19 protein-coding genes are annotated in these 20,832 nt (G+C 62.9%); 11 read left to right on the plus strand and 8 right to left on the minus strand.

Features of this window, described 5'->3' with window-relative positions; translation table 11 throughout:
* The first annotated feature begins 235 nt into the window (after nt 1-235).
* From JJ959_RS13475 to JJ959_RS13495, 5 genes are read left to right on the plus strand one after another with little or no spacing between them, the layout of a single operon-like run.
* Nucleotides 236-1,693: an amidase gene (locus JJ959_RS13475; protein ID WP_292884384.1), complete on the plus strand. Its 1,458-nt coding sequence runs from the start codon at nt 236-238 to the stop codon at nt 1,691-1,693.
* Nucleotides 1,690-2,763, plus strand: a complete 1,074-nt coding sequence (locus JJ959_RS13480; RefSeq protein ID WP_292884386.1) for an ABC transporter ATP-binding protein — start codon at nt 1,690-1,692, stop codon at nt 2,761-2,763. The genes JJ959_RS13475 and JJ959_RS13480 overlap by 4 nt, the downstream gene beginning before the upstream one ends.
* On the plus strand, nt 2,760-3,689 hold the full coding sequence (locus JJ959_RS13485) for an ABC transporter permease (protein WP_292884388.1): 930 nt from the start codon (nt 2,760-2,762) through the stop codon (nt 3,687-3,689). Before JJ959_RS13480 ends, JJ959_RS13485 begins: the two co-directional genes overlap by 4 nt.
* A complete protein-coding gene (locus JJ959_RS13490) occupies nt 3,682-4,506 on the plus strand; it encodes an ABC transporter permease (protein ID WP_292884390.1) in 825 nt (274 codons plus the stop codon). The genes JJ959_RS13485 and JJ959_RS13490 overlap by 8 nt, the downstream gene beginning before the upstream one ends.
* 41 nt (nt 4,507-4,547) lie before the next feature.
* Nucleotides 4,548-5,579, plus strand: coding sequence for an extracellular solute-binding protein (locus tag JJ959_RS13495; protein ID WP_292884392.1), 1,032 nt, complete (start codon nt 4,548-4,550; stop codon nt 5,577-5,579).
* Nucleotides 5,580-5,651: 72 nt separating this feature from the next.
* Here JJ959_RS13495 and JJ959_RS13500 read toward each other — a convergent pair whose 3' ends face one another.
* On the minus strand, nt 5,652-6,074 hold the full coding sequence (locus JJ959_RS13500; protein WP_292884394.1) for a DCC1-like thiol-disulfide oxidoreductase family protein: 423 nt from the start codon (nt 6,072-6,074) through the stop codon (nt 5,652-5,654).
* A gap of 337 nt (nt 6,075-6,411) precedes the next feature.
* Between JJ959_RS13500 and dctP the strand changes: the two genes are divergently transcribed.
* The 3 genes from dctP to JJ959_RS13515 all read left to right on the plus strand — a co-directional run bounded on the left by dctP (nt 6,412) and on the right by JJ959_RS13515 (nt 9,274).
* A complete protein-coding gene (dctP, locus tag JJ959_RS13505; RefSeq protein ID WP_292884396.1) occupies nt 6,412-7,407 on the plus strand; it encodes a TRAP transporter substrate-binding protein DctP in 996 nt (331 codons plus the stop codon).
* Between the two features lie 78 nt (nt 7,408-7,485).
* Complete coding sequence (locus JJ959_RS13510) at nt 7,486-7,995, plus strand: TRAP transporter small permease (protein ID WP_292884398.1); 510 nt, start codon at nt 7,486-7,488, stop codon at nt 7,993-7,995.
* A 1-nt stretch (nt 7,996) separates the two neighbouring features.
* Nucleotides 7,997-9,274: a TRAP transporter large permease gene (locus JJ959_RS13515; RefSeq protein WP_292884400.1), complete on the plus strand. Its 1,278-nt coding sequence runs from the start codon at nt 7,997-7,999 to the stop codon at nt 9,272-9,274.
* A 15-nt stretch (nt 9,275-9,289) separates the two neighbouring features.
* Here the strand turns inward: JJ959_RS13515 and JJ959_RS13520 are convergent, their stop codons facing one another.
* From JJ959_RS13520 to JJ959_RS13545, 6 genes are all read right to left on the minus strand, one after another.
* Nucleotides 9,290-10,198, minus strand: coding sequence for an amino acid ABC transporter substrate-binding protein (locus tag JJ959_RS13520; RefSeq protein WP_292884401.1), 909 nt, complete (start codon nt 10,196-10,198; stop codon nt 9,290-9,292).
* A gap of 119 nt (nt 10,199-10,317) precedes the next feature.
* Nucleotides 10,318-10,698 (minus strand): hypothetical protein, encoded by a 381-nt coding sequence (locus JJ959_RS13525; RefSeq protein WP_292884403.1) that lies wholly within the window; start codon nt 10,696-10,698, stop codon nt 10,318-10,320.
* A 123-nt stretch (nt 10,699-10,821) separates the two neighbouring features.
* Nucleotides 10,822-13,383, minus strand: coding sequence for a PAS domain-containing protein (locus JJ959_RS13530; protein ID WP_292884404.1), 2,562 nt, complete (start codon nt 13,381-13,383; stop codon nt 10,822-10,824).
* Nucleotides 13,384-13,469: 86 nt separating this feature from the next.
* Entirely contained in the window at nt 13,470-14,390 is a 921-nt protein-coding gene (locus tag JJ959_RS13535; RefSeq protein ID WP_292884406.1) for a glycosyltransferase family 2 protein, read from the minus strand.
* 218 nt (nt 14,391-14,608) lie between these two features.
* Entirely contained in the window at nt 14,609-16,999 is a 2,391-nt protein-coding gene (locus JJ959_RS13540; RefSeq protein ID WP_292884408.1) for a PAS domain-containing protein, read from the minus strand.
* A 391-nt stretch (nt 17,000-17,390) separates the two neighbouring features.
* Nucleotides 17,391-17,993: a superoxide dismutase gene (locus JJ959_RS13545; protein ID WP_292884410.1), complete on the minus strand. Its 603-nt coding sequence runs from the start codon at nt 17,991-17,993 to the stop codon at nt 17,391-17,393.
* A 198-nt stretch (nt 17,994-18,191) separates the two neighbouring features.
* On the opposite strand from JJ959_RS13545, the gene JJ959_RS13550 reads away from it, so the two are divergent.
* Both JJ959_RS13550 and nudC read left to right on the plus strand, forming a co-directional pair.
* Nucleotides 18,192-18,983, plus strand: coding sequence for a phosphodiesterase (locus JJ959_RS13550; RefSeq protein ID WP_292884412.1), 792 nt, complete (start codon nt 18,192-18,194; stop codon nt 18,981-18,983).
* Nucleotides 18,984-19,050: 67 nt separating this feature from the next.
* Nucleotides 19,051-20,007: an NAD(+) diphosphatase gene (nudC, locus tag JJ959_RS13555; RefSeq protein WP_292884414.1), complete on the plus strand. Its 957-nt coding sequence runs from the start codon at nt 19,051-19,053 to the stop codon at nt 20,005-20,007.
* A gap of 7 nt (nt 20,008-20,014) precedes the next feature.
* On the opposite strand, the gene JJ959_RS13560 is transcribed toward nudC, so the two are convergent.
* On the minus strand, nt 20,015-20,323 hold the full coding sequence (locus JJ959_RS13560; protein WP_292884416.1) for a 4a-hydroxytetrahydrobiopterin dehydratase: 309 nt from the start codon (nt 20,321-20,323) through the stop codon (nt 20,015-20,017).
* 78 nt (nt 20,324-20,401) lie between these two features.
* Here JJ959_RS13560 and JJ959_RS13565 point away from each other — a divergent pair, with 78 nt between their 5' ends.
* Nucleotides 20,402-20,791: a metallopeptidase family protein gene (locus tag JJ959_RS13565; RefSeq protein ID WP_292884418.1), complete on the plus strand. Its 390-nt coding sequence runs from the start codon at nt 20,402-20,404 to the stop codon at nt 20,789-20,791.
* Nucleotides 20,792-20,832: the final 41 nt, after the last annotated feature.

A 20,832-nucleotide genomic window follows, 5' to 3' on the forward strand; every position in this document is an offset into this window, starting at 1 on the left:
TTTCCGGCTTCTTCTTCGCTTATTCAGTGTAGCAAAAATCGGAGCGGTAGAGGAAGACAGGAGGGATCGGCAGCGATCAACAGACCGATATTCCGGCGCCGAGAATGACCGGCAAAGGGGTCCCGTCCGGACCCGGAGCAACAGAATAATCGTTGTATGCCAGCCGGTAATTGCTACTGTTTGAGCCGGATCAGCCGCATATCCCGTTTCCCAACCATGTGAAAACCGTACGAAAATGCAGGGCCTTTCGGACTATGACGACTTCGATGCAACCGGACTGGCCGAGGGCGTTGCAAAGGGCGACTTCAGCCCGGACGAGTTGCTCTCCACCGCGCTGGAGCGGGTCGAGACTCTCAACCCCGCGCTGAATGCCGTCACACAGGTCCAGGCCGATCGGGCCCGCGCCAATATCGCGGCGGGACTGCCGGACGGGCCACTTAAAGGCGTGCCGTTCCTGCTGAAGGATCTCGGCGCCGAGGCCATCGGCTTTCCGGGAAACAACGGCTCGCGCCTGCTCCGGAACACGACCTATTCCTATAATTCCACGCTGGTCGAACGGCTACTGTCCGCGGGTCTCGTGGTCTTTGCCCGCACGACCTCGCCGGAAGGCGGCATCGGCTGCGCGACCGAGGCGGCGGTCTATGGCGGGCCGACCCGCAATCCCTGGAACCTCGACCATACGCCGGGCGGTTCCTCCGGCGGCTCCGGCGCCGCGGTCTCGGCCGGGATCGTTCCCGCCGCACACGGCTCCGACGGTGGCGGATCGATCCGCATTCCGGCCTCGAGCTGCGGCCTCTTCGGTTTCAAACCGACGCGGGCCCGGCTGCCCGACGGTCCGGCCTCCGGCGAGGGCTGGGGCGGCATGGCGATCGAGGGGTTCCTGACCCGCTCGGTGCGGGACAGCGCGCTGCTGCTCGATATCGGCTCCGGTCCGGAGCTCGGCGCGCCCTATGTGGCGCCGCCGCTCGAGGGCAGTTTCATCGAGGCGATGGAAAAGCGCCCGAAGGGACTGCGTGTCGCCCTCTGCGCGACAACCTTCGACGGCGACAATGTCCATCCGGAATGCGCCGCGGCGGCGGAAGCGGCGGCGAAGCTTCTGGAACAGATGGGGCACCATGTCGAGCCCGCCCGCCCGGACGTGGACACGATGGGCATGATGCAGTCCTGGACTTCCATCGTTGCCTGCGGCACTGCGCTCGGCGTCAGCCAGAAACTGAAGAAGCTCGGCCGCGAGTTGCAGCCTGACGATCTCGAGCCCGTCGCGCGCAGCGCCTGCGAATACGCCCGGACGATCTCCGGCGCGGACTATCTGGACGCGCTCGAAACCGTCCATGCCTACGGCCGCCAGATGGCCGGCTTCCTCGATCGCTACGATCTCTTGGTCAGCCCGACGCTGGCGGAACCTCCGGCGCGGGTCGGGCGTTTCTCCCATGACAGGGAAAGCTATCTCGATTACCGGCTCGGCCCGGACGGAGTGTTCGCCTATTCGCCCTACACCGCCTGCTTCAATGCCTCCGGCCAGCCCGCAGCCTCGTTGCCGCTGGCCTGGTCGAGCGACGGCCTGCCGATCGGTGTCCATATCGCTGCCCCCTTCGGCGCGGACGAACTCCTGATGAGCGTCTGCGCCGAGCTCGAGCGGGCAGCCCCCTGGTTCAGCAAACGTCCGCCACTGGCACGGGAGGGGCGCCGATGAGCGACGTCGCGGTTTCGGCCCAATCGATCACCAAGATCTTCGGCCCGACCGAGGGTGGCCTTCGCGCGCTCGACGACGTCTCCGTCGACATCAGGACCAACGAATTCTTCACGCTGCTCGGCCCGTCCGGCTGCGGCAAGACCACCCTGCTGCGGATGATCGCCGGTTTCGAGACCCCGACCTTCGGCAGCATCATCCTCGACGGCAAGGATATCACCACCGATCCGCCCTTCAGGCGGCCGGTCAACACCGTGTTCCAGAGCTACGCCCTCTTCCCCCATCTGACGGTGGCCCAGAATGTCGGCTTCGGGCTCGAGATGCGCGGCAAGCAGAAATCCGAGATCGGCGCGGCCGTCGCCGAGGTTCTGGCGCTGGTCCGCATGGAGCAGATGGCCGAGCGCTATCCCTCGCAGCTCTCCGGCGGCCAGCAGCAGCGCGTCGCGCTTGCCCGCGCGCTCGCGCCGCGGCCCTCAGTGCTACTGCTCGACGAGCCGCTCTCGGCGCTGGACCTGAAATTGCGCAAGCAGATGCAGATCGAGCTGAAGCGCATGCAGCTCGAGACCGGCATCACCTTCATCTTCGTCACCCACGACCAGGAAGAAGCGCTGACCATGTCGGACCGGATCGCGGTGATGAGCGCCGGACGGATCCTGCAGATCGGCGCCCCACGCGAGATCTACAACGCGCCGGCCAACCGATTCGTCGCCGACTTCATCGGCGAGTCCAACTTCCTGCCCGCCGAGGTGGAAGGACCAGCGGCGGTCAAACTCGGCAACGGCGCCTCCGCACCGGCCGCCATGCCGGACGGCCTCGGCGCCGGAACCCGCGTCACCGTCGCGGTTCGCCCTGAGCAGATCGATGTCTGTCCGGAGGCCGAGGGTATCCTCAGCGGAACGATCGCCGAGCTGGTCTATTTCGGCACCGACATGCATGCCCATATCGACCTCGGCGACGGGGCCACGCTCGTCGCCAGGGTCACGGCGCGCTCCGACGCCGGCCTCGAGAAAGGCGGGCGCACCGGTATCCGCTTCGCGACAGGCGCGCTGCGCGTCGTCGAGGAGACCGCATGAGCGAGGCGAGCGGCAGCCTGCGGACCCTCGAAGCCGACGCGGCCGCCCGCCGCATCCGGCGCAACTGGCTGCTTTCGCTGCCGGCCCTTGCGCTCCTGCTCGTCGGCGCCTCCGGGCCGCTGCTGATCGTGCTGGTCTATTCCTTCCTGAAGCCCGGCGATTTCAGTGGCGTGATCTGGGAGCCGACCTTCAATGCCTGGTTCCAGATCCTGTTCTCGCGCGACATCTTCGACGACACGATCGGGCTCGCCGATGCGCATCTGACGATCTTCTGGCGCTCCGTCCGGCTCTCGCTCTCGACCACGCTGATCACGCTGCTGCTCGGCTTGCCGACAGCCTATTTCATCGCCACCCGGTCCGGCCGCCAGCGCATGTTCTGGCTGTTCCTGATCACCATTCCGTTCTGGACCAACCTGCTGATCCGCACCTTCGCGATCCTCGAGATGCTGCGCAACGAGGGCATCGTGAACAACGCGCTGATCGACCTCGGCGTGATCACGGAGCCGTTGCAGATCCTCTATACCGACACCGCCGTGCTGATCGGCATGTCCTACGTCTATCTGCCGCTGATGGTGCTGCCGCTCTATGCCGCGATCGAGCGGCTCGACTTCCGCCTCGTCGAGGCCGGCTACGATCTCTATGCGAACCGGGTGCAGGTGTTCCGCCGGATCATCCTGCCGATCATCAAGCCGGGCATCGTCGCCGGCTCGATCCTGGTCTTCGTTCCCTCGCTCGGCGCCTATGTGACGCCGCGGGTGCTCGGCGGCGGCAAGAACATGATGATCGGGAACTTCATCGAGCTGCAGTTCGGGCAGGGCCGGAACTGGCCGCTCGGGGCCTCGCTCTCGATCCTGCTGCTGTTCATCGTGATGGCCGCGCTGCTGCTCTATGTCCGGGCCTCCTCGCGGGAGGAGCCCCATGGCTGAGCGTGCGCGCAAATCCTTCTCGGTCCGGCAGCTGCCGGGCGTCACCCCGATCACCATGGCCTGCTTCGCGGCGCTCTACGCGCCGATCGTGATCATCGTGATCTATTCCTTCAACGCGGGGGATTCGGTGGCACTCTGGCAGGGCTTCTCCTTCCGCTGGTACGCGATTGCGGCGGAGAACGAGCTGGTGCAGGAAGCCACCGTCCGCTCGCTGGTGATCGCGCTCTGGGCGTCCGGCATCTCGACGGTGCTGGCGACCATGGCGGCGCTCGGGACGACGCGGACGGCGAAGTTTCCGGGCAGCACCTTCATCTACGTGATGATTAACCAGCCGCTGATGGTCCCGGAGATCGTCACCGCGGTGGCGCTGCTGATCTTCTTCGCCTCGATCAAGGTGGCGACCGGCTATTCCGGCCTCGGCTACCTGATCCTCGCCCATTCCGCATTCTGTGTGCCCTTCGCCTATCTGCCGATCCGGGCGCGTCTTGAGGGCATGGACCGCACGCTGGAGATCGCGGCGGCGGATCTCTATGCCACGCCCTGGCAGACCTTCCGCCGGGTCACCCTGCCGCTGGTCCTGCCGGGCATCGTCGCCGGCGCCATGCTGGCTTTCGTGATCTCGCTGGACGACGTCATCATTACCGAGTTCGTCAAGTCGGCCGGACAGGATACCCTGCCGACCTATATGCTCGGTCAATTGCGGCGGGCGGTCACGCCCGAGGTCAATGCCATTTCGACGGCATTGCTCGGGCTGACGATTTTGCTGCTCACCGCCTTCTTCCTCCTCACCGGGAGGGGCAACGACAAGAAACCGTGAACGGACAAGAACAGAACAGAGGCGCACGAAAGGAGATTCTCATGCGTACGTCCTTGCTTGCACTGACAGCCGCCGCGACGCTCGCCCTGAGCGCACCGGCCTTCGCCGCGGGCGAACTGAACATCTACAACTGGGGCAACTACACCAACCCCAAGCTGATCGAGAAATTCGAGAAGACCTACGACGTCAAGGTCACGCTGACCGACTATGACTCGAACACCACCGCACTGACCAAGATCGAGGCCGGCGGGCACGGGTTCGACATCGTCGTGCCGACGAACAACTACGTGCCGATCTATGTCGAGAAGGGCCTGCTGCTGGAGACCCGTCCGGACCAGATGGAGAACTTCAAGAACCTCTCCAAGCAGTGGCAGGACGTGACGTGGGATCCGAACCGCCACTACACCGTTCCCTGGCAGTGGGGCACCACCGGCGTCGCGGTCGACACATCGGTCTATGGCGGCGACATCAACACCTCGGCGATCTTCCTCGACCCGCCGGCGGAACTGGTCGGCAAGGTCAATGTCGTCCCGGAAATGAACGACGTCATCAACCTGACCCTGTTCTATGTCGGCGGCGAGGCCTGCACGACCGACAAGACGGTGCTGCGCAAGGTCCGCGACACGCTGATGGCGGCGAAGCCGAAATGGCTGTCGATGGATTACGGCACCACCGACAAGCTTTCCAGCGGCGAATACAAGGCGACCGTGAACTGGAACGGCTCGACCTTCCGCGCCCGGCTGAACAACCCGAAGGTCGCCTACGGCTATCCGAAGGAAGGCTATCCGCTGTGGATGGATTCCGTCGCGGTGCTGAAGGACGCCAAGAACGTCGAGAACGCCAAGCTGTTCCAGAACTTCATCATGGACCCGGAGAACGCTGCGATGATCTCCGCCTTCGCGCGCTACGCGAACGGGGTCGACGGTTCGGAAGCCTTCATGCCGGAAGAGATGAAGACCGCGCCGGAAATCGTCACTCCGGAAGCGCTGCGCAGCGCCGGCAAGTTCCTGCCGACCTGCCCGCCGGAATCGCGCGATCTCTACACCGCGATCTGGACCGAGCTGCAGAAGTAAGGCTTTCCGTCTGATCTAAAACGGAACGGCCCGGGGGGTAGCTTCCGGGCCGTTCTGCGTTTGCGCCATCCGTCAGGACTGCTCCTTCGCGTCGCTCGGCTTACCGAGCCGGTCCACGCCGCGAAATGCAAGCAGGACCCTTCGAACGCCGCGCAGCAGGGCATAAGCCAGCTCCGAGGCCACGCGGGATCGCCTGAGCACCCGGGCAAGCGTAGTCATCAGCCGGCCGGGATCGCCATAGCTCGCGAGGAAGAGCGTCACTTCGGCGCCATAGTAGAGACGCCCGTCCACCTCGATCAGCATTCCCCTGTCGAGATCGAGGCCTCTCTCCTCCGCCGTCCGGCAGAGCCGATGCTCCGGCATCGTGCGGGCATCGACAAGCGCGAGCGTTCCGTACTCTTTTCTGAGTGCCATCGCATGGACGGCTGACCGGCAGAGCGGGCAGGCGCCATCATAGACAATCGAGACGCCCCCAAATGCCGTATCGCCTTTCAAACCGCTCGCCCCATCCGGTTCAGCTTTTCACTCGTCGCGATGCGTCAATCGCGAACCACATGGCAATTATAAGCGGCGGTCGAAATTCTGCGCAGGATCAATTGTCAAAGGCCCCGCAATGGACGCTTGCATAATACCCGTAACGGGGATCGCATTGCGTGACACGGGAACCGCGCCACAGCACAGCCTCGCATCACGCCGCCTTGACCCGCGCGCAATTTCAGATATGAAACGTCCGAAATCCTCTTCTTCGACATACGTCCGTTGCTCAACGGGGCCGCTTGTCGAACGAACCTTTCGAATGACCCAGAAGACCAGTCCTTAAAGGAGGAAACCCATGAAGCGTTGGATTCTCGGTGCCGTCGCCGCGGCCGCCCTGGTGGCTCAGCCGGTGCAGGCCTTCGCCGAAACCACCATCCGCGTCACCCTGCAGCTGCCGGAGAAGCATTCGCTCGGGCAGAACTGGATCGCCTTCAAGAAGATCGTCGAGGAGAAGTCCGGCGGCGACCTGAAGATCGAACTGTTCCCGTCGGCCCAGCTGTTCAAGGACAACGAGGTTCCGGGCGCGGTCGGCTCCGGCGCGATCGAGGCCGGTTCCGCCTCCATCGCCCGCTATACCGGCTCGGTCCCGACCGTCGACGTGATGGCCATTCCCTTCATCTTCGACAACGAGGCCCATCTCCGGGCCGCGGTCGCGCCCGGCTCCACGCTGCGGCAGGAAATCGACGGTGCGATCCTGAAGGAAACCAACAACAAGATCCTCTGGTGGCAAGCGTTCGGCCGGAACATCTATCTCGGCAAGTCCGCGCCGATCGTCGAGCCCTCCGACCTCAAGGGCAAGAAGGTCCGGACCTACGGCAAGATGCAGGGCTGGACCGTCGAGGCCCTCGGCGGCGCGCCGACCCTGATGTCCGGCTCCAAGCAGTTCCTCGCCTACCAGCAGGGCGCGGTCGATGTCGGCATGACAGGCGCCTCCGCGGTGAAATCCCGCAAGCTCTATGAGGTGATGGACCACATGACGCTGACCTATGACAGCGCCATCGAGTTCGTCGCGGTGATGAACAAGGACTTCTACGAAGGCCTGACCGACGCTCAGAAGAAGATCATTGACGACGCCGCCCGCGAGGTCGAGCAGCAGCTCCGTGACGCGATCTTCGCCGAGGAAGCGGACGCCGTCGCCGAGGCCCGCGGCAAGATGAACGTGGTCGAGCTGACCGACGCCCAGCGCGCCGCCTGGAAGCAGGCGACCGCCGGCATCGTCGACCGCTTCGTCAGCGAGACCGGCGCCGCCGGCAAGGCCGCCGTCGAGGCCGTCAAGGCCGCTTCGAAGTAAGCAAGCACACGGGGGAGGCGGGATCGTCCGCCTCCCCCGCCCTTTTCCACCCGACTGTCAGGCCAGGGAAGTACCGTCATGATCCTGCGGTGCATCGATGCGGTGTCCGAATTCACAGGCAAGCTCTGCGCCTGGAGTCTCGTCGCCGTCGGCTTCTTCATCACCTTCGAGATCGTCATGCGCTACGTCTTCATCGCGCCGACGATCTGGGTCGACGAGGTCAGCCGGATTCTCCAGGTCTGGGTGGTCTATCTCGGCGCGGCCTATGTGCTGAAGCACCGCGAGATGGTCACCATCGAGCTGATCCTGCGCGATCCGCGGTCCCTCTGGCGGCGCCTCGCCGAAAGCTTTGCCATCATCGTGATGTTCGTCTTTGCCGGGGTCGCGATCTATTACGGCTTCTCGCTCTGGCTGAAGGAAACCATCGCGGGCCACACCACGGACACCTATCTCGCGCCACCTAAATGGATCACCAGCGCCCCGGTCTGGCTCGGCAACGCGCTGCTGGTTCTGCAGGGTCTCGCGCAGCTGGTCCGCGTCTGGACCGAGAACCTCCCGGAGGACGACGTCCTGGAAGGCGCGCACTAAGATGGAAGCCTTCCTGATTCTTTCCGCGCTGGTCGCGCTGCTGCTGCTACGCACCCCCGTCGCCTTCGCGCTCGGCGGCCTCGGATGCATCCTGCTCGCCCTCAAAGGCCTGCCGATGGTCGCCGTACCGCAGCGCCTGCACGGCTCGATGGACAGCTTCGAGCTGCTCGCCGTGCCGATGTTCCTGCTCATGTCCAACGTCCTGCTGAAGGGTGGCGTCGGCCGCGATCTCTATGCCGCGGTGCAGAGCTGGGTCGGCCACTGGCCGGGCGGGCTCGGCGTCGCGACCATCCTCTCCTGCACGCTGTTCTCCGCGATCTCCGGCTCCTCGGTCGCGACCGCCGCCACAATCGGAACCGTCGCCATCCCGGAGATGGTGGCGCGCGGGTACGACCGGCGCTTCGTCTTCGGCATGCTGGCCGCCGGCGGCACGCTCGGAATCCTGATCCCGCCCTCGATCCCGCTAATCGTCTATGGCGTGATCTCCGAGACCTCGATCCCGACCCTGTTCCTCGCCGGCGTCGGACCTGGATTGTTCCTCGCCACGGTCTTCACGATCTATGGCATGATCCATGCCCGCGTATCCGGCAAGTACGAGCGGGTCGCCGCCGCGAACTGGGGCGAGCGCGGCAAGGCGACGATCGGTGCCCTGCCGACGATTCTGCTCGCGGTCGCCGTCGTCGGATCGATCTATCTCGGCATCGCGACGCCGTCCGAAAGCGCCGGGCTCGGGTTCGTGGTCGCGCTGATCATCACCTTCGGCATGGGCCGGATGGACTGGCCGAAGCTGAAGGAGGCGGTCGAGGCCTCGCTGAAGACCTCGGTGATGGTGCTGATCATCATCGCCGGCGCCAAGGTCTTCTCCTATGCGATCACACTCTACCTGATTCCGCAGACGATCTCTTCGCTGCTGACCGAGACCATCACCACGCCCGGCCTCTTCATGCTGGCGGTCGGCTTCGTGCTGCTGATCATGGGCTTCTTCCTCGAGAGCCTCTCGATGCTGCTGATCATGGTGCCTGTGATGCTGCCGGCGGTGCTCAACATGGGGATCGATCCGGTCTGGTTCGGCATCTTCTTCGTCGTGCTGATCGAGACCGCACTGATCACGCCGCCAGTGGGGATGAACCTGTTCGTCATCCAGGCGGTCGCCAAGGCGCGGCTGGAGGACGTCGCGCGCGGCGCGATCCCCTTCGCGATCTTCATGCTGCTGACGGCGGCGCTGCTCTGGTTCTGGAAGGATCTCGCGCTCTACATTCCCTACCAGCTGATGCGCTGATCCACCCGCCCGCGACTATTCGGGAAGCGAGACGGCTCCGTAGAAGAACCGCACCTCCGGGCTCGGCTGGCCGAAATGAGCCTCGAAGATTTCGAGGATCTTCTCCGAGCGGTACAGCCTGCTGAGCGCCCGGTCGATCAGCAGCCGGAAATCCTCGTCGCCGCGCGGAATGGCGAGCGCGTAGGGCTCCAGCGTGTAGCTCTTGCGGGAGAACTCGAACTGGCTGAGCGCCCCTTTGCGGATAAGTCCGGCGAGAATGGCGCGGTCTGCGAAATAGGCGTCGATGGTTCCCGCCGAGAGCCGGCCCATCCCCTGGTCGTGGGTTTCGACGACCTCTATCTTCACGCCCTCGATTTTCGCAATCGCGCTTTTCATCAACCAGGTCTCTGCCGTGGTTCCCTTGCGCACCGCGAACGTCCGCCCTTGCAGGGCAGTCGCCACCACGGCCCGCGACGCATTTGCGGGACTGTTCGTCAACAAAACCTCCTTCAGCAGATCCGGCGCGTCCGAGCGTACCGCCGCGCCGACGCCGGTGATGAAGGTCGGGATGGAGAAGGAGACCCGCTCGCGCCGCGACAGGGTGGCCGTCGTCGCGCCGCACAGCACGTCGATCTCTCCGGCCGCCAGTTTCTCGAACCTGTTCGACGCATCGACCTCGACGATGTTTCCCTGCAGACCGTCGATGCCCGCGCTGTCGACGATGACGTTTGCGATCAGGGAGCATAGGTCCACGCTGAACCCGCTCAAGGTCATTCCGTCCTTGGAGGCAAAGGGAGGCGCATCCGTGCGGAGACCGAGCGCGATGGTCTTCCCGGCGACGATCTTATCGAGAACGGGACCGGCACCGGCACGCATCGAAGGAACGAGCAAGACCAGAAGAACGGCCATCGACATGGCCGCCGCGGCTTGAAACACTCTCGACATGACTCCCTCCGAACGCTTCGCCCAACCTATTCTACCTTACATTGATGAATTGTCAGGACAAGGCCCGCATCGCGTTTTCGGTGCTTGGACGGGAAGGCACGAGGACAGCCCCGCGACGGCTATTCGGCCGCCAGCCAGGAGACGGCATCCTCGAACTTCAGAAAGGCCTTTCGCTCCTGGGGAAATTGCTCGATCCGGTAGACCGACCAAAGTCGGGCCAGGAACAACGCCCCGTCATCGAGGAGCAGGCTGGCCGATTTCACATTGAGGCGCCCCGGATATTCCGTGAGATGGTCGTTTGTTTCTTCCATGTCCCGGGTGGTGTAACGGGACAGGTCCGAGGCCCGGAGGTCCCAGAGGACCGGAATGCCCCGACCGAATTCGGGATAGTTGTTGAGCAGCGCCATTCCGCGGCCAACCAATTCGCCCGTCAGCAGTTCCTTGACACGGATGGTCAGGAAATTGAACCCGTTCCGACTAAGGCGGCTGGTTTCGATCACGCGGCCTAAATCCATCTTTTTTTTAAAAGATTATAACTGCCGCGAGATTTTTACAATGCGTATCAGTGACTTGTCAGAAGCCTATTCAGACCGATCACGCCGGGAGACGTCTCGAGAGAAAGGTCAGTCCTCGGGCTCGACCATCGGGAAGCGGATCACGACCTCGACGCCCTCGTCCGGTGCGCTCTCGCAGCGCACCGTGCCTTTCAGGATCTGCGTGACCAGATTGAAAAGGATATGCATGCCGAGACCGCTGCCGCCCTGGCCGCGCTTCGTCGTGAAGAACGGGTCGAAGATGCGCTTCACCGTCTCTTCCGCCATCCCCTCGCCATCGTCCGCATAGGTCAGTTCGAGAAAGGCGCCGGACCGAGCAACCTTGACGGAGATCTTGCCGCGATCGCGCGCAGGGAAACCATGGATGATCGAGTTCATCACCAGATTGGTCAGAATCTGCGCGATCGCCCCGGGATAACTCCTCAGAACGATATCGTCCGGCCCGGAAAGCGAGACCTTGACCCCCTCCCGCCGGAGCTGCGGGCTGAGGCTGTCCATGATGTCCTGCAAATATCCGAGCAGGTTGAACGTCCTCTCCTCCTCGCTGGTCTGATCGACCGCGATGCTCTTGAAGCTCGAAATCAGCTTTGCGGCACGCTCTAGATTTGTATCCACGAGCCGCATCCCCTCGACGATCCGGGCCAGGGAGGCTTCGAACTCGCTCTTCTTGAGGTTTCCTTTTTCAAGCGCCGTCATGAGACCGCTGGCGGAGCTCGAGACAGTGGAGCCCGCGGTGACGCAGATGCCGATCGGCGTGTTGATCTCGTGCGCTATGCCGGCAACCATCGATCCGAGCGACGCTAACCTTTCAGACTCGATCAGACTTTTCCTGGCTTCGTGCAGTTCTGAGATATCCGTGACGGCGCCGACATACCCTTCGAATTTTCCGTTCTCCCAGAGCGGGATCGCATTCAGCCGGTAATGGCCTGGCATCCCCTCCGACGTGCCGGCGATCTCATAGTCCCGGATCTGCTCTCGCCGCTCGAAAGCCTCCCGCATGGTGCGCGCCGCCTCTTCATCGTCGCCGAACAGGTCACGATAGTCGGGAAGGCGCGTTCCGGTGAGCTTCGATATCGCCAGCCCTTGCGGTGTCGGGAAGTTCTCGGAAAGGTAGGTAAAGCGAAGCTCCTCGTCGCACTCCCAGAACCAGTCGGCGGACGCGTAGGCCAGGATGCGGAATCTGCGCTCGTTCACCCGCAGCTCTTCCGTGCGCTCGAGAACCTTCTTCTCGAGATCGTCCTTCGCGCTTTCAAGAGCGCGCTGGGACTCGATCAATTCCGTGACGTCGTAGCGCAGGACGCCCATGCCCCGCACCATGTCGTTGCGGTCGACGATCGGAAAGCGGCTGATCTGAAGATGCGCGACCTTGCCGTCGGGTCCGGCCCGGGAAACGAGGGCGTCCTTGCGCACGCGCTTCTCCATCATCTCGATTTCCTGCGCCGTAACATCGCCGGAACTGTCTTCGACCCCGAGCAAATCGAACATTTCCTTCGTCGTCCGTCCGACGATCTGTTCCGCGCTCAGCCCGATCTGCTCAAGCGCAGCCATGTTGGCGCGGACCAGCCGCGTTTCCCGGTCCCGGACCATGATCCCGTGCCCGATATTGTCGAACAGGTTGCGCAAGAGATCCTCAGCCTCCTGATGCTGACGTTCGAGCAAGCGCTGTTCGGTAACGTCCTGGCGCAGGAGAATGATTCCGCCCTGCGGAACCCGCGTCTCATAGGTCAGACAGGTCCGCTCCCCCAGCAGTTCCTCGTGCGGAGTACCGGTTGCATCGAGGTGAGTCCGGAGACGCTCGTCGATGAAGCGGTCAGCCTCCCGCGGATTCAGTCCCGAGATCAGCCCGCACTCCACAATCTCCGAAACGATCTGGCTGAAACTGAGGCCGACCGCGAGATCGGGATCATTCCGGAACGTCGGATTGAACTGAGCGAATTCCCTGTTGCAGATGACGAGCTTGTCCTCGCGGTCGAAGATCGCGAAGGCCGCCGGCATGGCCATAATGGCCCCCCGCAGGATCGCCTCGAGATGCGCCGCGCGCGCGCGTTCCGCGGACAGGGCCGCTTCGGCCTCTCTGGCTTCGGTGACATCGATCGCAATCGTACCGAGGCCGATCACGACGCCTCTGTCATCCAGTGCCGGAAATTTCACAAGAATCCTGTTATGGCGCCGCCCGAGACGATCGGCTTCGATCTCCAGCGTCGCCGGCCTGCCCTTTTCGGCGACTTCGTGCTCGACACGCTCGATTTCGCTAATGTTCCTGGTCGACTGCGAGATCATCGACTTGGAACTCTTGCCGATCACCTCGGACCGGGGCTTGCCATACCACTCGCAGTAGGCCCGGTTGGCCATGAGATACCGGCCCGTCGGATCCTTCAGATTCATACAGACCGGCGAGTGCTCGAAGATTGCACCGAAAAGGAACTCCATTTCCCTGTGACGGCGAAGTTCGCTCTCCGCTGTCCGAGATTTGATCGAGAGCATCACGACCAGAACCGCGGCGACGGTCGCCAGCGCAACGGCAGCCGCAAGCCCCGTCCCCGCGGCCGGACCGACGCCGCCCCAGAGCAGGACAAGGACAGCCAGCAGCGCCAAAGTCACCCCGCCGAGAGCGATCGAATATCTGAACATCGGGAAGGCCTCTCAGGAACCGTCGGGCGAGTCTCCGCAGGTCAGCGTACCGTGACGCGGAATAACGGGCCAGAATCTAGATGTCTTCAATTGCCGGAGGCCGCAGTCCCGGCCGCTTCAAGCTTCTTCCTAATCCGTTTCAGGTCAGCCCGGTTCTTCAAATGCTGGCGGAATTGCAGCAAGGGCAGAACGGCGGTGATATAGAATGCGACCCAAATCAGGTCCCGCTGTTTGTTCCGGAAATCCCACGGCAGGTAATGCCTCCAGACAAGATTCACGCAGTACGCGGTCTGGCGCAGGGTTCGCGGGATTGACCGCAGGTGCGGACGCGACCAGCTGACATAAGTCTGATACCGCCAGTAGGCATGAGCGATCGACTTGAGAGTATCCCGGCGCAGATGATGGACGAAAGCGCTCGGCAAATAGCGCAATCTCGCATCCGGAACATTTGCATAGATCTTTTTGCAGATCTCGAAATCTTCTCCGTTGGTCCGCAAATAGGCGGAATATGGTCCCGCTGCCTCAAGCGCACTTCGGCGGAACAATGTATTGGCACCAAAGAGGAAACGCGGATTCTCCACGACGCCCCTCCCGTAGTGCTGCCGCATGTGGTAGGTCCGCCAACGATCCGCAATTGTACTTCGCTCGGTCTCGTTTACCGCGCCTGCGACTCCGGTCAATTCGGGGTTAGCCTCCAATTCCTCCGCAAGAATCCGAAGCCAATGCGGATCGGCGGCACAATCCGAATCGATCGATCCGATAAGATCGCCCTTGCTGTACTGAACTCCCGTATTGCGCGCGGTCGCGAGCCCTTTGTTGACAGCATGGTGAATGACCCTGACTCCGGGATAGCGCTTGGCGATCAACTGCGTGCGATCTGTACTGCCGTCGTCGATAACCAGGATCTCGTCCGGTTTACGCCTTTGCGCAATCAGCGATGCGAGGCAGGCGCCGATCGTCCGTTCGGCGTTGTAGCAGGGAACGTAGACAGAGATTTTCAGGGACACGCGACAACCTGTTGAAAGACGGAAAGAGACCGCATTCAGCTTTCGCCGAACAGTCCCCGGCTGTAAGCCGGAGACCTCGACTATCTCACTTGCCGGCAGCTAATAAAACTGTTCACCGATTTCCGGAAACCTGATTTCGCGATCACCACGCGCCTCGCCGTCCGAGCCCCATCCGCGGTGCAGTGTGTCCCGGACCATTCCGGGATGAATGGCCCCGATCAACCCATCTCCGGAGATCGGATAGGAAAGCGGACCTCAAACTCGGCGCCGTCTCCAGGCTCGCTACGGCACTGGACTGTTCCCTCCAGCACCTTCACGACAAGATTGAACACGATATGCATTCCGAGCCCGCTGCCTCCTTGCCCGAGGCGAGTGGTGAAGAAGGGATCGAAGACCCGGCGCACGGTCTCCGCCGACATTCCGCAACCGTCGTCGCGGTAGAGAAGGACGGCCGAGCCGCCGTCACGTCGGACCTCGATCGTAATGCTCCCTGCCTCTCGCGCAGCGAATCCGTGAATGATGGAGTTCATCACCAGATTGGTCAGGATCTGGGCAATCGCGCCGGGGAAACTCAGGAGCTCGATCTCCTCATTTCCCGATATTTCGACCGCGACATTGTCCCGGTCGAGCTGCGGACTGAGACTGTCGATCACTTCACGGGCATAGTCGATCAGATTGAATGTGCGTTCTGCTTCACTGGTCCGGTCGACCGCGACGCTCTTGAAGCTCGACACCAGACGGGCCGCACGGGCCAGGTTGGATTCGACGAGATCCGCCGCGCCGACGATCTTCGAGATTCCGTTCTCGAAATCGCTGCGCTTGAGACTGCCTTCCTTCATTTGCGATTGCAGCCGCCGCGCATCCGCCGAGACGGTGGATATCGCGGTCACGCAAACCCCGACAGGCGTATTGATCTCGTGCGCGACACCGGCCACCAGGGACCCAAGGGAGGCCAGACGCTCGGCCTCGACCAGGCTCTGCCGCGCCTCATAAAGTTCAGTGATATCGGCCGTCGAACCGGTGTATCCGGCGAAGCCCCCATCCGCATGGATTGGCATCGCGGTTATCCGATACATCCGGATCTCACCACCGACGGAACGCGTGACCTCGAAGTCGCGGAGCGGCGCGCGGCTGGACAAGACGTCGATGAGTTCCCTGCAGAGATCCGGATCGAAGCCGCTCGCCGCGAAATAGTCCGACAGAGCGGTGCCGATCAGATCCTTCCCCGTCACACCGGAGGAAAGCGGGAAGCTCTCCGAGAGATAGGTGAACCGGTAGTCTGAATCACACTCCCAGAACCAGTCGGCCGAGGCCTGAGCCAGATTGCGAAACCGTCTCTCACTGACCCTAAGTTCGCCCGTCCGCTCGGCGACCGTCATCTCCAAATGTTCTTTGGACGCCTGAAGCGCTTCCTGCGTTTCGATCAGTTCCGTGACATCGTAGCCAAGCGCCCCCAGGCCCTGAACCTCGCCGCTGCTGTCGATGATCGGAAAACGGCTGAGGCGCAGATGACGGGTCGCCCCGTCCGACCGGACGCGCTTGCGCATCGACACGTCGCGACGACGCTCCCTCATCAGGGCGCGCTCTTCCGTGATGACCTCTTCGGCTTCGAGGGGATATCCGGCGAGCCGAAGCAGCTCCTCCGTCGTCTTGCCGATGATCTCCTCTGCGGGCATTCCCCCCCAGTCGGCAGCTGCCTTGTTGAGCCGGACGATTCGGCAGTCCAGATCGCGGATCGTGACGCCCTGATCCAGATGCTCGAACAGATTGCGGAGCAGATCCTCGGCCTCCTGGCGCGCCTTCTCAAGCTGCCTCCGTTCGGTGATATCCTGACGCATCAGGATGATCCCGCCCTGAGGCATGCGCTTCTCGGTCGTGACCAGCAGGCGATCTCTGACAGGCGTCTCGAACGGCATGCCATCAGCCACGCGATGCCGCTCCGTTCTCTGCGCGACGAACGCAGCCATCTCCTGCGGAGCCGCAGACGTAATATGCCCAGCCGACACGAGCTCCTCGACGAGATCATGGAAAGTATGCTCGAGGCCCAGTTCCGGGTCGCTCTGAAGCGACGGATAATATTGCGCGAATTCGGGGTTGCAGATCACCAGCCGGTCTTCGGCATCGAAGATCGCGATTGCCGCAGGCATCGCCATGATCGCTTCCTGGAGGATGCCTTCCAGGTGCATGGCGCGCTCGCGCTCCCGCGTCAGTGCGTCCTCTGTCTCCTTTTGCACGGTGAGATCGACCGCGCAGGTTCCGACAGCGACGACATTGCCCGTCTCGTCGCGCATCGGAAACTTGACGAGGAAACGTTCATGCACCTTGTCCCCGCGACGCACCTTGACCTGCTGTCTCAAGAGTTGGCCGGTCTCGGCAACTTCACGCTCGATTCTGTCGACATTTGCGCGACGGACCGGGTCCGACGCGTAGACCTCTGCATTGCTCTGTCCGAGAATCTCGTCCGGGGACTTGTTCAGCCAGTCGCAATAGGCGGCATTGACCAGAAGATAGCGGCCGTCAATGTCCTTCAGATCCATGCAGATTGGCGAATGCTCGAAAAGCGCACCGAGCCGGGACTCGGAAACCTTGAGGCGCTGAACCTCGCTCACAAGGCTTCTCGCTCTGGATCGAACGAGGATCAATATGAGCGACGCGGCACCCAGGAGACCGGCAGCGACGGCAGATGTGAGCGTACCGGCCGAAACAAACCCGCTCCATTCGGCGCATATCACCGTCGCTGCGGCAAGATTGCATCCGAAGGCAGCGGTCACATATTTCGACATCTGCTCTGCCAACAGAAGACTCCTTCGCCTGCAAGACATTCAAACGCGTAAACAAAACGCAATCGGAACACCCAAATGCTGAATAAATTTTTAAGTTATTCCACTTTCAGACATTTTTTTGCAGATCCCGTTATCAGCAATCTCGCACACTCCTTATTTCAAACGAAAACGGGCCCGTCTGTGACGGGCCCGCTCCGGATCGTGATGGTGTGGTGTGTCAGCTCGCCTTGGCGAAGAGCTCTCCGACATAGTCCCAGTTCACCATGTTCTCGATGAACGCCTTCACGTAATCGGGACGCCGGTTGCGGTAATCGATGTAGTAGGAATGCTCCCACACGTCGCAGCCGAGCAGCACGGTCTCGCCATAGGCCATCGGGCTCTCGCCGTTCGGCGTCTTGGTGACCTTCAGCTTGCCGTCCTTGCCCATGGCCAGCCAGCACCAGCCGGAGCCGAACTGGGTGACGCCGGCATCGATGAAGGCGGCCTTAAAGGCATCGACGGAGCCGAGATCCTCGACGATCTTCTTTTCCAGCGCGCCCGGAATGGCGCCGCCGCCGTTCTTCTTCATCATCTGCCAGAACTGGACATGGTTCCAATGCTGGCTCGCATTGTTGAACAGACCGGCCATCTTTTCCTTGTAGGCGGTCTGCACGATCTCCTCGACGGACTTGCCTTCGAGACCGGTACCTTCGAGCAGCTTGTTGCCGTTGGTCACGTAGGCCTGGTGGTGCTTGTCGTGGTGGAACTCGAGGGTTTCCTTCGACATGTACGGCTGGAGCGCTTCGTAATCGTAGGGAAGGGCAGGCAGTTCGAGGGCCATTTCGGTCTCCTGTCTTTTCGAATGTGATCTCGCCGGAAGCCGGCTGCGCAATGGCAATGCTAGTAAAACGATTCCAATGTGCGCCAGTTCCCCCGTGAACGTGACTTAATTCACATTCGCCGAATTGCAAAGGGAAACAAACTGGACAATTCGGCGACGGACCCGTGCAATAGGGTCAGAAATTGGGGAGTACCGGGCATGTTGATCGCCGAGATCACAGATACCCACCTGATGGATGGCGGGATCCCGGCCTATGACACCATCGACACCAGATCCTTCCTGGAAGCGGCCGTCGACAAGCTGGCGTCCCTCACGCCCCGCCCCGACGCCCTGCTCGTCGCCGGCGACGTCTCCGAGGACGGAACGATCGGCTCCTACCGGATCTTTCGCGAGTGCGTCGGCCGCCTCGGAATCCCGGTCTATGTGGTTCCCGGGAATCACGACGCCCGGGAGAACATGCGCTCCGCCTTCGCTCCGGACGGCTACATGCCGGCCTTGGGGCATCTCGACTATGTCGCCGAAATCGGGCCGCTGACCCTGATCGCGCTCGACACCCTGGTCGAAGGCGAAGTGCATGGAGAGATCGCCCCGGAGCGGCGGGACTGGCTTGAAGCCGCCCTCCACGCAGTACGGGATCGTCCAGCGATCGTCATGCTTCATCACCCGCCCTTCGCGACCGGAACGAAGATGGACGAGATTGGCTGCCGCGACGGCGATGCACTCGAAGCCGTGATCCGGCGGTTCGAGAATGTGGAAATCGTGCTCGCCGGACATTTTCACCGCTCCGTTCACCGGCGCTGGGCCGGCACGGCCGCGAATATCTGTTCCTCGACGGCGCACCAGATGGGTCTCGACCTTGCGCACGTGCCGGGTTTCAAGGTCTTCATGGAACCGCCGCAGATCCAGCTGCTGCACTGGCACGCCGAGACCGGGCTCGCGGTCCATCAGGTTCCGGTCGGCGACTTCGAGTGCGTGCACGAGAGCGGATAGGCCCGACCGGCTCTCTTTCCCCAACCCGTGATTGCCGCGCGCGCCGGAGCGTGTAAACTCCGGCGCCATGACATCCGGATATCCCCTCGACCTCACCCGCCGCAAGCCGAACATCTACGGTTTCAGCGGGCTCGACCGCAGTGCCCATCTCCGCGAGGAGGAGGGCTGGCTGGAGCGGCTAGTCGGCGACGAAACCACCCGGCTGGTGCCGGTCTGGCGCAGCCGCTCGCTGGTGCTCGGCGCGGATAGCGAAACCCCGTCGGCGGCGCTGCTGAACGCCCGGGAGTTCGCCGTCCTTGTCCAACGGTCCGAAACCGTCATCTTCCTCGGTAACCGGGGACCCGAAGCGCATGTCGCGGTGGATCTCTCCCATCTCGAGGAAGACGAGGCGGCCGGGCTGGTCGGTGACGCCGGGCAATTCCTGGATCTGCGGCAGGTCGGCCCGCTGCTGGAGCGTTTCGAGGGTTCGGTACTCGCCTATGCGCGCGGCCTGATGCACTGGCACCAGCGGCACCGCTATTGCGGTGTGTGCGGCGCCTCCACCCGGGTCTCGAAGGGCGGTCACCAGCGCAACTGCAGCAACGAGAGCTGCCGCGCGCCGGCCTTCCCGCGCACCGACCCTGCGGTCATCATGCTGGTTCACGACGCTGCGGGCGAAAAGGCCCTGCTCGGACGCCAGGCGGTCTGGCCTGAAGGACGCTATTCGACCCTGGCGGGCTTCGTCGAGCCGGGCGAGACCCTTGAGGAGGCAGTTGCGCGCGAGGTTTTCGAGGAGACCGGCGTCGAGGTGCGCGACGTGCGCTACCACTCCTCCCAGCCCTGGCCCTTCCCCGCCTCGATCATGCTCGGCTTCCATGCCGAGGCGAAAACGACGGAAATTCACCGCCGCGACGAGGAACTCGAGGATGCGCAATGGTTCAGCCGCGAGGAGCTGCTGAATTTCGGCGCACTCGGAAAGGGGCTGCCGAGCAAGGATTCCATCGCCCGGCGGCTGATCGAGGACTGGCTCGCGGGCGAGGTCTGAACGGGCGCTAGCCCGTCTCCGGCTCGCCTTCGGCCAGTTCGTCCATCTGCACGGCGAGATCGATATCGAGGCGCGTCAGACCGCCCGCGTCGTGAGTATTCAGCGTCACGTCGACCCGGTTATAGACGTTGAACCATTCCGGATGGTGGTCCATCTCCTCGGCGATCTCCGCGACCTTCGTCATGAAGGCGAAGGCTTCCCTGAAATTGCCGAAACGATAGCTGCGTGAAATCGCGTCGCGGCCTTCGACCGGACTCCAGTCCGGCAGCCCCGCAAGGGCCTGGTCCCGCTCCGCCCCGGCCAGCTTCTTGACCATGTCGGCTTCCCTCTCCAACGTTCGGCTTCCATGCTAGCGCAAAACCCGCGCGCCGGTTATAGCGATGGCATGGTGCAGATGATCGAACCGCCGACCCTCGACGATATCGAACGGCTCGCCCGCGAAGCCTTCGCGACGATTCCGGACGAGCTCCGCGCGCAGACCGGCGACGTGACCTTTCTGGTGACCGATTTCGCCGAGGACGACGTGCTTGACCAGTTCGAGGCCGAGAGCCCGTTCGAGATCCTCGGCCTCTATGCCGGCATCCCGTTCGGCGAGGCCGAGAGCATGGCGAGCCCGGCGGACCTCAACCGCATCTTCCTCTACCGCCGCCCGATCCTCGACTACTGGTGCGAGAGCGGCGAGGACCTGCAAAGCATCGTCCGCCACGTGCTGATCCACGAGATCGGCCATCACTTCGGGTTTTCCGACGACGACATGGAAGCCATCGAAGCCACCGCAGACTGACACAGCGCTCCACGGCTCCGGTGCAGATTGTCGCAGGCCAG

The organism is Nisaea sp., assembly GCF_017640745.1.
In the GTDB taxonomy this organism is placed as follows: domain Bacteria; phylum Pseudomonadota; class Alphaproteobacteria; order Thalassobaculales; family Thalassobaculaceae; genus Nisaea.